Here is a 14,040-nt window from a genome sequence, read left to right as displayed (position 1 = left end):
TTATGCAATTCTCTGAACAATGGTTAAGACAGTTTGTAAATCCAGCGATGGATAGCGATGCTTTGGGTCATGCGCTGACCATGGCAGGTCTGGAAGTAGAAGAACAAAAATCAGTAGCTGCCGTATTTACAGGTGTGGTGATAGGTCAGATTTTGAGCGCCGAGAAACACCCTGATGCAGATAGATTGCAAATCTGCCGTGTTGATGTAGGTAGTGGTGAGCTTTTGCAGATTGTGTGTGGCGCGTCGAATGCGCGGGCTGGTCTGAAAGCGCCTTGTGCGCTAGTTGGAGCGGCTTTGCCTGGATTTAACATCAAGCAAGCTAAGGTACGTGGCGTTGAGTCTTTCGGCATGATGTGTTCCAGTAAAGAGCTTGGTCTTACCGAAGAAAGCACAGGTTTGCTCGAGCTGCCAGCAGACGCACAAGTTGGTATGGATATCCGCCAATTTCTGGCGCTGGATGATCAACTGTTCACCCTCAAACTCACGCCCAACCGTAGTGATTGCCTAAGTATCATAGGCATTGCCCGCGATGTGGCCGCCATCACTGGTGCTGCTTTGAGTTTGCCTGCAATCAATCCCGTAGCAGTTACCAGTACCAATAAAAAATCAATTGCCATTGAGCAGACATCAGATTGCCTGCGCTACGCTGGGCGATTGATAGAAGGCGTCAATGCCAGTGCTCAGACACCCGACTGGATGTTGCGCCGCCTTGAGCGTAGTGGTATTCGCAGCATTAGCACTATTGTTGATATCACCAATTACGTATTACTCGAGCTTGGCCAGCCTTTGCATGCATTTGATGCTGCCAAGTTGCAAGGCGATATTCGTGTCCGTGCTACAAAGCCTGCTGAATCTATCGTGTTACTCAACCAGCAAGAAGTGAAACTGGATGCCGATATGCTGGTGATTGCCGATGATAGTGGTGCCATTGCACTCGCTGGCATTATGGGCGGCGCTTTTACTGCAGTGAGTGATGCGACACAGTCTATTTTTCTTGAGAGCGCTTTCTTCACACCTGATGCGATTGCTGGCAAGGCTCGTCGCTTGGGGCTGAGCACAGACTCATCTTATCGTTTTGAACGTGGTGTCGATTACGGCAATACGCTGCAAGCACTTGAATATGCGACACAACTAGTTCAGCAATTATGCGGTGGCCAAGCTGGTCCCGTGAGCGAAGTTACAGGCGCTCTGCCTGTACGCAAAGCCGTAACGCTAAGACACAGCAAGTTGCAGTCCATATTAGGGATTGCAATTAGTGAAAGCCAAGTCGCGCAATATTTTTCCCAGCTTGGATTTTTTTGTGAGAACAAAGCTGGTAACTTTGTCGTGACGCCACCGAGTTATCGTTTCGATATCAGCATAGAAGAAGATCTGGTTGAGGAAATCGCCAGATTGCATGGTTATGATCATATTCCTGCTATCGCGCCAGAAGCTGCGCTCACTATGCTGTCAGCTTCTGAAAACCAACTGAAGCCAGCCTGGCTCAGACATATTGCGGTTGCCCATGGTTATCAGGAGATCGTTAATTACAGCTTTGTTGAAGAGCAAACGGAACGAGAAATTCTCGGTAACACTAAGCCGATCAAACTGAAAAACCCGATTGCCAGCAACATGAGTGTGATGCGTTCTAGTCTTTGGGTTGGTTTGCTGGATACGCTAGTCTATAACCTGAACCGCAAACAGGCGCGTGTACGCCTGTTTGAGATTGGTTCTGCCTATACCTTGGATGCTGATGCATATCAGGAAAAAATGTTGATCTCTGGTCTGGCTTATGGCGCTGCCAGCCCTGAGCAATGGGCTGAGCCTACACGTGAATTAGATTTTTTCGATATCAAGACCGTGACTGATGTTTTGGGTGGCCTGAGAGTGGAATACAAAGCAGCGCAGCACCCAGCATTGCATCCTGGCCAATCCGCACAGATTATGCTGAATAACAAAGCCATAGGCTGGCTCGGTAAATTGCATCCAAAGTGGCAGCAACATTACCAATTGCCATTGGCTACTTTTGTTTTTGAGCTAGATGCTACAGCTTTGTTAAGTCGTCAATTACAGACATTTACAGAAGTTGCCAAATTTCCGCCGATACGCCGTGACTTGGCCGTGATTGTCGATGAAAATATTGAAGTTAAAGCCGTGATAGACACCATGCTTTCTGCACATATTCCAGTGGTAAATGATGTGAGATTGTTTGATGTTTATCGTGGTAAAGGCATCGCCGAAAACAAAAAAAGCCTTGCATTTCTTGTGCTTATGCAAGATACTCAAAAAACTTTGACTGATGTTGAAGCCGATGAAGCAATGTCTAAATTGCTCGATTCAATCAAAAAGAATCACGGCGCAGAACTGAGATAATAAGCACAATATAATAAGTAGTTGAGAGGTTTGCATGACACTGACTAAAGCGGATTTAGCCGATTTATTATTCGAGCAGGTTGGACTAAACAAGCGTGAGGCCAAAGATATGGTCGAAGCGTTTTTTGAAGAAATACGTACAGCGCTACAAGCTGGCGATAGCGTTAAACTTTCTGGGTTTGGTAATTTTGAGTTACGCAAGAAATCTGAGCGTCCAGGTCGCAATCCAAAAACTGGCGAAGAAATACCAATTACAGCAAGACGTGTAGTAACCTTTCATGCGAGCCAAAAGCTTAAAAGTAAGGTAGAGGAGGCTTATGCTGGAGCACGCAGCTAAGATTGTGTTGCCGCCCATCCCGGCAAAGCGATACTTTACTATCGGTGAGGTAAGTGAGTTGTGCGGCGTAAAACCGCATGTGCTTCGCTATTGGGAACAGGAATTTACACAGTTAAAGCCTGTTAAGCGTCGCGGCAATCGTCGTTATTACCAGCACCATGAAGTACTATTGATTCGCCGTATTCGCGAATTACTTTATGAGCAAGGCTTTACCATTAGTGGTGCGCGTAATCGACTGGATGGCCAAGAAGATAGGGGCGTGCATTCAGTTATGGATAGCATCGCTGAATCCAAACAATCAGGTCAACAAAATACAATCCATACCAGCAGTGCTTCAGATGTTGATGCGGTCTATCTGCGTAAAGAGTTAAGTGCTGTATTGAGTTTGCTTACTATCCAATAGAGTTTTTAACGCCAGGTTTGTTGAGAATTCCCGTTTTCCGCTATAATAGTTGCTTGTCGCACTGCGTGGCAAAGTCGGGGCGTAGCGCAGCCTGGTAGCGTACTTGCATGGGGTGCAAGGGGTCGCAAGTTCAAATCTTGCCGTCCCGACCAGTGATAGTGCCGTTCCAACAGAGAACGGCATTTTTCATTTAGCCCTTACGTAGCTGAAACGTAGCTACATCAGTTACACCATCATTCACATTCAATCCAGAAACGCGCTCTACATACGGCGCAAGGTGCTCAGAGGAAAGATGCGCATACTTTTGCACCATCTCCAACGATTGCCATCCACCTAACTGCTGCAAGACATGTAACGGCGTTCCATTCTGCACGTGCCAACTAGCCCAAGTATGGCGTAAGTCATGCCATCTAAAGTTATCTATACCAGCTCTTACCAGCGCTTTTCTCCAAGCTCTACCTTTAACGTTAGTTATTGGCTGACCTCGATAGGTAAAAACATGGGATTTCTGATTGAATAACTGCCCACGTAGCACTTGTATTGCTTCGCTAGACAAAGGAACTGCGATTGCCTTACCACCCTTTGCCTGATCTGCATAAATCCACGCCTGATGCCTTGCTAAATCGATCTGCGACCATTGCAGGTTATATACATTGCTTTGACGCAAACCCGTAGCCAATGAAAACCTAACCATTGCTTCCAAATGTGGCGGTAGCTCATTCAGTAGCTTTGTTGCTTCATCAACCGTTAACCAGCGTATGCGCTTTTGTGGCTCTGGTAGGCTTCTTACCTTTGATGCCCTTGCCAACCATTCCCAGTCGAGCGCTGCACGCCTTAAAACCCTGCTAACTACCTGCATGCAACGATTCACTGTTGCGTTCGTTACGCCTGTTTTCTGACGTATTGCAGTGATGCTATCTAACAAGCTACGGTCTATCTCATCAAGATACTTATTCGCCAGGTAAGTGCTAAGCCATCGAAAGTGATGAATATCGCTACTATGTGACGATTTATGAGAAGTTTCTTCAATGTAACGAACTACTGCTTCTTCCCATGTGTATCTTGGTTTAGTGCCTAATCTCTTTTGTTCCCAGAGATTATTTTTTAGCTTTGCTTCGTACTCCGAGGCTTTCTGTTTGTCGGTAGTGCCAGTAGATTGTTGTATTGGCTTACAACCAAGGACTGAGACCTTGACCCACCAGTTCGCGGAGTCTTTTCTTTTGTAGAGTGACATGTCGTTAATTCCTCATTGTCACCCTGCGACGCTAGCTGAGAGTATTGTGAGCGCAAGTATTCGACTAGGTCAATATCTACGAATACCCAACGCTTAGCAGGTTTGGCAGCAGGAACTTGTCCAGACTGTGCCATTCTCAGTAACGTAATCGGGTGAAGGTGCAAAAAGACAGCCGCCTGTTCAAGATTCAATGTGTTCATTTAACTGCCTCTTTTCGTTTTGTTCGTGAATACAGGCTAGCAAAATTAATCAAGAGAATCTCACGAATTGGTAGGTATATTTTCTGTATCCCCCGTATTACTGTGGGGGGGGTACTATAAAGGGTACGGTTTTGTGTGGTAAAAAAACAACAAAAAAAGCTAAAAAGTAAGTTATCTATCAAAATACTTCCATTCATTTTTTAATGTCTTATCAAACTTGTGCAACCGCTTCGCCTCCTCCTCATGCTTCGTCGTCGTTGGCGCTAATGCACTTTCAATAATTTTCTAGTTCTATTCAATTAACACGCGCTCTTTTTCCGAATTTCCCACAGGGTTTTGGCTTGTTGGCCAAACCCTATGGAAAATCGGGAGCGCTGCATCTTAAAGCTTATGACATCAATGCTGCTTATTCTTCTTCAGTTAATTCAGGTAGTCCGTGTTTATAAGCAGTAGCAAGACGATTGAAATAATTATCATACTTGTCTGGATAACCGCATTTTTGTAGCTCATGGAATGCTTCAATTAAGGCAATATGCTTTGCCCTAATTTCTTCATGAGGGACAGTTGGAATAAACTCATGTGTTACCATGAATTCCGCTGCTGAAAAAGCCAATTCAAGGACTTCTTCTTCATCTGCTTGAAACTGAAATTGTGTAGCCATAACGTAACTCCTTGTTGTTAAATTAACTTAAACCAGCACTAGTCAGAACTGTTTATGACGTTTTGCTAGCGTCACAAGGTATTGATAATATTACGTTTATGTATTGAGGGTGCGAATGGGGTGCAAGGGGTCGCAAGTTCAAATCTTGCCGTCCCGACCAGACGAATCAATGAGTTACGTCGATAATCAAGTCAGCTATATGCTGGCTTTTTTATTTTCAGCATTTAGTTTCACAATTTAATGCATCCCTAGGTTTTAAGTCGATTGAAACACCTACAACTAAGTTAGTTGCTCCTAATTATTTGCTATTATTAACTGTTGTTAAGTGCAGGGATAAATCAAACGAGGGGATCTGTTGAGCTCGCAAAACGAAGTATTAGAGTTGTTCAACGTCATGCTTTTGGGGGTGTCGGACGAAGTTTTCCTCATTGATGCAAAATCTATGCAGATCGTTGCTGCCAGTGATAGTGCGCTCAGTTACTTGGATTGTACCCTTACTCAATTACAAGCTTACCCATTGCAGGCTTTGCTTGGTGTCGAACAGTCTGTTTTGCAAAAGTGTCTTAACGCCTATCGCGACAATCCTGATTTGTTTGCTCACCAGAGTAAAATTAATAATCAACATTACATTTATCAAGATGATCACCTGAAGGTATTGCTAGCTCGTTTTAATCAGCACGAGTTTATCGTAGCGACCAAAAATAGCTGGGCAAACAAAAAAGACATTATTCAAGCACTGGATGAGAGTGAGTCAAGATTCCATGCGATTCTTTACAACACGCCTGGCTTGGTGGTTGAGTTTCGTTTTGAATCTAAACAGCATGTGCTATTTACCTTTGTCAGCGATGCCTGCAAAGCCCTGCTTGGCGTTAGTCCAGAACGATTAAAGCAGGCACCCACCTTATTTTATGAAATGATGTTGCCAGAAGATCGCATATCGTTTGAAGAAAGTATCGGTTCATCAGCCAGCGGCCTGAGTGTATTGAATTGGGAGGGGCGTGTTTGGATCGATGAATGGCAAGATACCAAATGGATCAACTTACGCTGTAGCCCGCGTATGCTGAGTGATGGCTTGATACAGTGGGAAGGTATCATGACCAACATCACGCAGAGTAAGCTGGAAAAATATGAGATTGAACAATCGCGTCAGCGTCTGGCTGAGCTTTCCGCACATATGACACAGATTAAAGAAGATGAACGGCAGAGGATAGGTCGTGAAATTCATGATGATCTTGGTGGTAATCTCACGGCGATCAAAATCGGCTTAGCTTCGATCATCCAGCGTATTAAGCCAGATGAGGCAGTGCTGGTGGATAAAGCAAAAAATCTGGAGGTGCTGGTTGATGATACATTCGAGGCTGCCCACCGCATCTCTGGTGACTTGCGCCCTAATGTGCTGGAGCTTGGCATTGTCGCTGCATTAGAGTGGCAAACCAAGCAGTTTGAAAAGCAGATTGGTATTGATGCTCATTTCTCTAGTAACAAAACCGATATTGAGGTGACTCAAGATCAAGCGATTACATTGTTTAGAATTTGCCAAGAAGGCTTATTCAATATTGCCAAGCATGCAAACGCTACACATGTCACGGTCTTGCTCAATTTGCTGGCAGATGAAATCATCATGCAGATTGATGATGATGGCATTGGCATACAACCTAGCGATATGCTGAAAGCTAATTCATACGGTTTGCGAGGAATGTCTGAGCGTCTAGCCGCGCTTGATGGTACTTTTAGTATTCAGCGCGGCACAAAACGTGGTACTACTATTCTGGTTAAACTTCCTTATCTACCTGAAGTAGCGTTAGGCAAAATGAGTATTGGTATTTCGCAATAAGGCCGATTCAATTGATAACAAAGACAACGATGGATCATAAGAAAATCAAAGTCATTATTGCTGATGACCACGCCATACTCAGGCAAGGGTTGCTGCAAATTTTGTCAGAAACTGAAGATATCATTGTGATTTCTGAAGCAACGAATGCCTCAGAGGCCATCAAGCTTGCCTATAAAAGTGAAGCAGATGTGATGTTGCTAGATATTTCCTTACCAGATCGTAATGGTATTGATGCACTGAAAATGATCAAGCGTGATAACCCGATGCTGGCTGTATTGATGTTATCAATGCATCGAGAAGACCAATATGCCATACGTTCATTAAAAGCAGGCGCTTCAGGTTATTTGAGTAAACAGAGTGCGTCATCCGATTTGGTGACAGCGATTCGCACCATCGCAAAAGGCAAAAAATTTATCACTCCTGAGTTAGCGGAAGCCCTAGCGAATCAAGTCAGTAGCCCATCCGATAAGCTTCCACATGAAACGCTATCTGATCGAGAGTTTCAGACCATGATTATGATTGCGTCTGGTTTATCTGTCAGTGATATTGCCCTGAAACTTTCACTCTCCGTAAAAACAATCAGTATGTACCGGGCTCGCTTGCTAGAGAAAATGCAGATGAAACACAATGCGGAACTCACGCATTATGCCATTAAGAATGAATTGGTTGATTAGTGATGAATTACAGCCCTAGTGAAGATTAAACAGGCTTTTCCCCAGTTGTTAATGCATTCATAAAATCGTTTGATTGATTACCATAGCGCTATTGTTTGATATTGATTCAATCTATTGGCGTTATGACTGAAAACACATCTCCCCATACTTTTCTTACATTTGAATTGGCTCAGCACATTCTGCATACGCTGGCAGAGAGAAATCTGTTGCCCACGCCAGTGAATTATCAATCTGTCTATGAAGAACTGACTGGTGAGCCAGGGGATGCTGCATCAGGGCATCAAGAGCTAATGATGGATGCGCCACTTGGTATGGCAAGACGCTTAGCAAAAACCTCTACTGATCTTGGGCTACGATTAGCGCTAGCGATCGAAGATGGTGACTGGACAAGATTTAGCGATGAAGTCGTTAAATTTGTTTCATTGCCTGCAGAAACCAAACCAAAAAGCACGCCTTTCTCAGATTTTGGTGAAGATAATCCATCGGCAAGACTCTGGCGTGAGCTTTTATCAAAAATGCTCATATCTACTATCCCTAGTTTGTTAGAGCACGACACGGAGTTAGCCAAAACTTCTGAATACTTAGCGCATCGCCTTAAGAATGCTACTTCAAAGCAAGAGGTCATTCAGTTGTCATCAGACCTAAAAAGTCTGGACTTGCATATCGGTTTATATACCGATGACATGGCTGCTAAACATAAGGCTTTTTTGCGAATGCTGGATATTTTGTTTGATAGTTTGGTTGGTTCTGATCAAGTTGAGCCTTGGTTAGTGCAAGAAATTCGCGATTTTCAGCAAATACTGCATCAACCACTTGATGAAAAGCAGCTGGTAAAAGCCGCGCAATATTTGCGTGATATGGTGTTAAAAACTGAAGGGTAAAACTAAAAAATATTTTATTTTTAATATAATTCAATGGGTTATAAGTTAAATATTTTTTGATGCTAAAGATTAATTAATTGGAGACGTGAACACTTACGCAATTTGCCAATATGCGGTTGAACTAGAAAACTTAATTAGGGTAGCACTCTAAACTTTCTCGAAACTCTACCGATAACAGTTACAACAACGGTGCAATTAGAAACTTAAAAACACCGCTCACGGCAAAAAAGATGTATGTGAACTTAACTCTAATTGAAGGAGAAATATCATGGCTTTAGTAATTAACACCAACATTGCATCTTTGAATGCACAAAACAACCTGAACAAATCACAAATGGGTTTGCAAACTTCTTTGCAACGTTTGTCATCAGGTCTTCGCGTTAACAGCTCAAAGGATGATGCTGCTGGCTTATCAATTGCAACACGTATTGATGCGCAAGTTCGCGGTCAAACTGTAGCGATTCGTAACGCTAACGATGCGATTTCATACTCACAAACTGCTGAAGGCGCGCTGGGTAACGTAACAGACGCATTGCAACGTATGCGTGAACTGGCTGTACAGTCTGTTAATGCAAGTAATGGTAGCGGTGACCGTTCAAATCTGGATGCTGAATTCCAACAACTGGCTTCAGAAATTTCACGTTTGGGTACCGATACCAAATTTAATAGCCAAGCTGTATTCGGCACTTCAAGCTTGGTATTCCAAGTAGGTGCTGATAGTGGTCAAACAATTACTGTGTCAGCAACCACTGCAAGCTCAGTCACTGGCGATATCACTAGTGTAAGTGGCGCAAACTCAGCATTGACCGCAATTGATACTGCATTGGATGCTGTGAATACCAGCCGTGCAACATTGGGTGCTGTACAAAACCGCTTCCAGTCTGTGATCTCTAGCTTGAATGTGTCAGTTGAGAATCAAACTGCTTCTAAATCACGCATCATGGATACAGACTTTGCGGCTGAAACTGCAAACTTGACCAAAAATCAAATCTTGCAGCAAGCAGGTACAGCGATGTTAGCGCAGGCCAACTCAATACCAAATAACGTGTTATCACTGTTAAAAGGCTAATGAGTTTTAAAGCATAAATAGTGGAAAGCCAACAGGGTTAATACGTTAATCCTGTTGGTGTTTATAAAGGAGCATTGAAATGTCCATACCTAGTGTTGATTTATATTCGGCTAGACCGATAGTAACGCCAGCGCCTGTTTCTACAGGGGGTAGTGTTCAATCTAAAGCAACCGTTTCTACTGTTGAAGCCAGCCAAGCATCAAAATCAACAAGTGCTCCAGTATCACAATCCGCTTTGGAAGCTGCAGTAAAAAATATCAATGAATTTGTTTCACCCATGACGCAAAGTATAGAGTTTTCATTGGACCAAGATTCAGGCCGTACCATCGTAAAAGTCGTGGATTCAGAAACACAAAAAGTATTGCGTCAGATTCCAGATGAAGAAGTACTTCAAATATCCAAAACACTGGATAAATTGCAGGGTTTGTTAATTAAGCAGACTGCTTAAATTAGGGTTGGAGATTTATTATGACTAGTCCCGTCACATCGAGTGGTTCAGCTTCAGGCTTGGATGTTAACTCCATTGTATCGGCGTTGGTCAATGCGGATAAAGGCACATTAAATAATCTAACTGCACAGAAGACAGCATACAACTCTAAGCTTTCAGCAATTGGTACTTTAAAGAGTGCACTCGCTACTTATCAGACGGCAATGTCTGGTCTTACCAGCGCATCTAAATTCAATGCCCAAGTAGTGACAGCAGGGGATACCTCTGTATTTACTGCAACTGCTAGCGGTAGCGCTAGTGTCAGTAATTATGCCATCACGGTTAGCCAGCTCGCTCAACCGCAAAAAATAGCCCTGGCGGGATTTGCCAATACCACAGATGTTGTTGGCACTGGCACACTGAATATCTCTTTTGGTAGTTATGCTTCTGGTACAAACACATTCACAAGCAATACTAGCAAACCTGGTGTCAGCATTACGATTGACTCTTCAAACAATACGCTTGCTGGTGTAAGGGATGCAATTAATGCTGCCAACGCAGGGGTAACCGCTACTATTGTCAATGACGGCTCTGCTAGTGGCAACAGGCTTGTTATTACTTCAAAAGACTCAGGCCTAGAAAATACAATCAAGATTTCTGTTGCGGATACTAGCGATGGAAGCAATACAGATGCATCAGGCTTGTCACAGCTAGCCTATGACCCAACTGCAACAAGCGGTGCGGGTAAGAATTTAAGCGAAATGCAAGCGGCCAAGAACGCGCTCCTGAACATAGATGGTATCGCTGTGAGTAAATCCAGTAATACCATTACCGATGCGATTGATGGCGTCACCCTGAATTTACTGAAGACCAGTTCAGGTGTGCCGGTGAGTCTTTCAGTAAGCAATGATTCCACAACGGTACAAGCTTCAGTGACTGCGTTTGTGAATGCATATAATGCCTTGGACAAAACAATACGTGGTCTTACTAGCTACGATGCTACAACACAAGTCGCCGGCTTGTTGTTGGGTGATTCTACAGTCAATAATATCGCCAGCCAGCTTAAAGCCAGTGTTACTCAAAGTCTAGGGACTGATACATTGAGTTCGCTATCGCAGATCGGCGTTGCGTTCCAGCGTGATGGTAGTTTGGCGGTAGATAGCACTAAGTTACAAAGTGCAATTACTAACAATTTTGGTTCTATATCTGCTTTGTTTACTGCAGCTGGCAAAGCCACTGATCAACTGGTTACCTATACAAGTAGCACAGATAAAACCCAGGCAGGTAACTATGCAGTGACAGTGTCACAGCTTGCAACGAAAGGTAGTTTGCAAGCTAGTAGCGCCCCTAATCTTACTATTACTCAAGGGGCTAATGATCAGGTGAATCTCACCGTGAATGGTGTGAGTTACAGTCTTACGCTAACAGCCGGAATCTATGCGACCACACAAGACTTGATTAATGAATTGCAAACCCGCCTAACACAAGCCGGGGCTGCCGCTCAGGTAAGTAATAATGCTGGTACCTTAAAGATTACATCCAATAATTATGGCTCTGGTTCTGCAGTAGCAGTTACGGGTGGTTCTGGCGCTACTGATTTGTTTGGCGGTTCGCCAACAGCCACTACTGGATTAGATGTAGCCGGTACGATTAACGGTGTTGCCGCTATTGGTGCAGGGCAGACTCTGACAGGTGCTTTTGGTGATGCATCCCAAGGCTTGAAAATCAATATTGCAGATGGAACGCTTGGTGCGCGTGGCACGATTAATTTCACGCTTGGTTTTGCCAGCCAGCTAAATACGTTTACTACTAATTTGCTAAGTTCCAGTGGCGCGTTATCGACGAAAACGGATGGTATTAATACTTCAATCGATCGTTTAAATGACCAGATGGATGCTGAAAATACACGCTTAACCAAATTAGAAGCTAGCTATCGCGCCCAATATACAGCGCTCGATACACTGATTAGTAGCATGAATGCAACAAGTTCTTACCTAACGCAGCAAATCGCCCAATTCACTGCAAATAGCAAATCTTAAAGAGGGATTGAATATGTTTGGATTTAATCAAGGCGTTAATGAATATTCACGTGTTGGCGTTGAAACAGGCGTAGTAGCCGCCAGTCCCCTTAAGCTGGTAGTGATGCTTTACGATGGCGCTATTGCAGCTTGCCAATCAGCAGTTTTGCAGATGAACCAGAAGAACATTGAGAAAAAAAGTGCATTGCTATCAAAAGCCATCATGATTATTCAAAGTGGTCTTAGACTTAGCCTAGATAAACAATCCGGCGGTGAAATAGCACAAAGCCTGGATGACTTGTATGCCTATATGAGTGATCGTTTATATATTGCCAATATCAAAAACGACCCTGAGTTAATTCATGAAGTCATTAAGCTGCTGATTGATTTAAAAAGCTCATGGGAAACCATTGAGCAACAAGACAGAGTTCAGCAAGGCCGTGCTAATACCCAAGCTAAATTTTTCTCTGAAAAATCAATCTCAACATCATCTGTCTCTAAACTTGCAGAGGTTTAATCATGCTACATGACAATGCATTGGCAATTTATGAATCCGTAGCACTACTAACTACTGAAATGGTAGTTGCTGCCAGAAAGCAGGATTGGGAAAAGTTGGCAGAGCTCGAAGCTAACTGCGCAGATTATGTGGAAAAGTTAAAAGACTACGAGCAAGCTGAGCCCTTAACTGGCAAGGCTTTGGCGCGTAAATTGGCAAGCATCAAGAAAATACTGGCCGATGATAGAGAGATCCGCGACTTGGTTGACCCTTGGATGGTTAAATTCTCTAATATGATGACCATTAATGCGGCACACGGACAATCACAATCTACCAAGCGCCACAAACATACGCTGCAATGATGCCTTGAAATGATCAATCTACCAGACTTGCTGGGCATACAAGCGGTTGATAAGATCGCCCCAGTATTGTCTGCTATCAAGGTTGCTGATACTGGGCACGAAGCTGATTTTAGAGCTGCACAACTCGTTAAAGGCCAAAGTTACTACGCACAAATACTCTCCCGTGCCGACGACAAAAATTTTTATGTCAAAGTACAGGATGCAGTCCTCAAGATGGATTTGGGTTCAATTGCCAAGTACATCTCTCTACCCACTGGTGCTGGGTCGCAATCAGAGGCAGTCAAAGCCTCTCTAGCCAATGCCGCAGCTGCACAAGCTGATGTGATGACTAACGAGGCACTGAAATCAAATGTCACGGGTAGCCTAGGCCAGACGTTATTATTGAAGTATGTTGATAATGCCCCTGTGCCTACGTTTATGCTTTTGCCTCACGGGCAAGCGGCCGATAAAAATGAGCCACAGTTGAGCCTTGCAGGCAAGCTGATAGACCAGCAACTGAGAGAAGCCGAGAAGCATGGCGTTTCAACTAAATATATCGCTGGCGACTTACTCAGTAATACCCCCAATAATCCACAGCAACTTGCTGAGCAACTGAAAAGTGCGCTCACCAATAGCGGGCTGTTCTATGAATCACATCTTAAAGATTTTGTAGAGGGGCAGCGCACATTGCAATCAGTGCAACAAGAACCACAAAACCAGCCTAATGCGCAGACTGCAACGCTAATGGCGCATCAATTGGCTGTCCTCGAAAACCAGCGCCTAATCTGGCGTGGTGAGGTCTGGCCTGGGCAATTGATGGAGTGGGATGTGCATCAACCTGACCAAGATAATAGCGAGTCTTCTACAAATACATCACCTGATCAGGCCGCCATGCCGATTGCCAGTGAAATTACCTTACATTTACCACATTTAGGCAAGGTGACAGCAAAGCTGAATGTTTGGGGGGAGCATGTCAAAGTGCAGATTGTGGCAGACAACGCTAAAACTGCAGTGGCACTTAAAACGCAGTCAGCGGATTTATCAAAAGCGTTCGAAGTGAGTGGCCAAGCGGTTGAGGGACTGACGATCAGCACCCGCATGAGCGGTTGAC

14 protein-coding genes, 1 tRNA gene and 1 pseudogene are annotated in these 14,040 nt (G+C 44.0%); 13 read left to right on the top strand and 3 right to left on the bottom strand.

What is annotated here, in order from left to right; translation table 11 throughout:
- The first annotated feature begins 2 nt into the window (after nucleotides 1-2).
- The 4 genes from pheT (at nucleotide 3) to ZMTM_RS09075 (ending at nucleotide 3,246) form a co-directional block, all read left to right on the top strand.
- Complete coding sequence (gene pheT, locus ZMTM_RS09090) at nucleotides 3-2,354, top strand: phenylalanine--tRNA ligase subunit beta (RefSeq protein ID WP_221763577.1); 2,352 nt, start codon at nucleotides 3-5, stop codon at nucleotides 2,352-2,354.
- 34 nt (nucleotides 2,355-2,388) lie between these two features.
- Nucleotides 2,389-2,691: an integration host factor subunit alpha gene (locus ZMTM_RS09085; RefSeq protein WP_221763576.1), complete on the top strand. Its 303-nt coding sequence runs from the start codon at nucleotides 2,389-2,391 to the stop codon at nucleotides 2,689-2,691.
- The gene (locus tag ZMTM_RS09080) at nucleotides 2,672-3,094 is read left to right on the top strand and encodes a MerR family transcriptional regulator (protein WP_221763575.1); all 423 of its coding nucleotides are present in this window, start codon (nucleotides 2,672-2,674) and stop codon (nucleotides 3,092-3,094) included. Before ZMTM_RS09085 ends, ZMTM_RS09080 begins: the two co-directional genes overlap by 20 nt.
- Nucleotides 3,095-3,169: 75 nt before the next feature.
- A tRNA-Pro gene (locus tag ZMTM_RS09075) sits at nucleotides 3,170-3,246 on the top strand.
- A 38-nt stretch (nucleotides 3,247-3,284) separates the two neighbouring features.
- Here ZMTM_RS09075 and ZMTM_RS09070 read toward each other — a convergent pair.
- From ZMTM_RS09070 to ZMTM_RS09065, 3 genes and pseudogenes are all read right to left on the bottom strand, one after another.
- A complete protein-coding gene (locus ZMTM_RS09070) occupies nucleotides 3,285-4,328 on the bottom strand; it encodes a tyrosine-type recombinase/integrase (RefSeq protein ID WP_221763574.1) in 1,044 nt (347 codons plus the stop codon).
- Nucleotides 4,329-4,384: 56 nt separating this feature from the next.
- Nucleotides 4,385-4,528 (bottom strand): annotated as a pseudogene (locus ZMTM_RS13575) (helix-turn-helix domain-containing protein); the annotation flags it as partial.
- Nucleotides 4,529-4,934: 406 nt separating this feature from the next.
- On the bottom strand, nucleotides 4,935-5,189 hold the full coding sequence (locus ZMTM_RS09065; protein ID WP_221763573.1) for a hypothetical protein: 255 nt from the start codon (nucleotides 5,187-5,189) through the stop codon (nucleotides 4,935-4,937).
- 355 nt (nucleotides 5,190-5,544) lie between these two features.
- On the opposite strand from ZMTM_RS09065, the gene ZMTM_RS09060 reads away from it, so the two are divergent.
- The 9 genes from ZMTM_RS09060 (at nucleotide 5,545) to fliK (ending at nucleotide 14,039) form a co-directional block, all read left to right on the top strand.
- Entirely contained in the window at nucleotides 5,545-7,023 is a 1,479-nt protein-coding gene (locus ZMTM_RS09060; protein WP_225906999.1) for a sensor histidine kinase, read from the top strand.
- A 29-nt stretch (nucleotides 7,024-7,052) separates the two neighbouring features.
- Nucleotides 7,053-7,697 carry a response regulator gene (locus ZMTM_RS09055; protein WP_221763572.1) on the top strand — a complete coding sequence of 215 codons (645 nt, stop codon included), beginning with the start codon at nucleotides 7,053-7,055 and terminating at the stop codon, nucleotides 7,695-7,697.
- Nucleotides 7,698-7,819: 122 nt separating this feature from the next.
- Nucleotides 7,820-8,578 (top strand): hypothetical protein, encoded by a 759-nt coding sequence (locus ZMTM_RS09050; protein ID WP_221763571.1) that lies wholly within the window; start codon nucleotides 7,820-7,822, stop codon nucleotides 8,576-8,578.
- Nucleotides 8,579-8,846: 268 nt separating this feature from the next.
- The gene (locus ZMTM_RS09045; protein WP_221763570.1) at nucleotides 8,847-9,647 is read left to right on the top strand and encodes a flagellin N-terminal helical domain-containing protein; all 801 of its coding nucleotides are present in this window, start codon (nucleotides 8,847-8,849) and stop codon (nucleotides 9,645-9,647) included.
- Between the two features lie 79 nt (nucleotides 9,648-9,726).
- Nucleotides 9,727-10,095, top strand: coding sequence for a flagellar protein FlaG (locus ZMTM_RS09040; RefSeq protein WP_221763569.1), 369 nt, complete (start codon nucleotides 9,727-9,729; stop codon nucleotides 10,093-10,095).
- Nucleotides 10,096-10,115: 20 nt separating this feature from the next.
- Nucleotides 10,116-12,113 carry a flagellar filament capping protein FliD gene (gene fliD / locus ZMTM_RS09035; protein WP_221763568.1) on the top strand — a complete coding sequence of 666 codons (1,998 nt, stop codon included), beginning with the start codon at nucleotides 10,116-10,118 and terminating at the stop codon, nucleotides 12,111-12,113.
- Between the two features lie 13 nt (nucleotides 12,114-12,126).
- Nucleotides 12,127-12,609 (top strand): flagellar export chaperone FliS, encoded by a 483-nt coding sequence (gene fliS / locus ZMTM_RS09030; RefSeq protein WP_221763567.1) that lies wholly within the window; start codon nucleotides 12,127-12,129, stop codon nucleotides 12,607-12,609.
- Between the two features lie 2 nt (nucleotides 12,610-12,611).
- Nucleotides 12,612-12,950, top strand: a complete 339-nt coding sequence (locus tag ZMTM_RS09025) for a flagellar protein FliT (protein ID WP_221763566.1) — start codon at nucleotides 12,612-12,614, stop codon at nucleotides 12,948-12,950.
- 9 nt (nucleotides 12,951-12,959) lie between these two features.
- The gene (fliK, locus tag ZMTM_RS09020) at nucleotides 12,960-14,039 is read left to right on the top strand and encodes a flagellar hook-length control protein FliK (protein WP_221763565.1); all 1,080 of its coding nucleotides are present in this window, start codon (nucleotides 12,960-12,962) and stop codon (nucleotides 14,037-14,039) included.
- The last annotated feature ends 1 nt before the right edge of the window (nucleotide 14,040 follow it).

This window comes from Methyloradius palustris, from assembly GCF_019703875.1.
GTDB lineage: Bacteria > Pseudomonadota > Gammaproteobacteria > Burkholderiales > Methylophilaceae > Methyloradius > Methyloradius palustris.
This window is presented reverse-complemented; position numbering and strand designations above follow the sequence as displayed.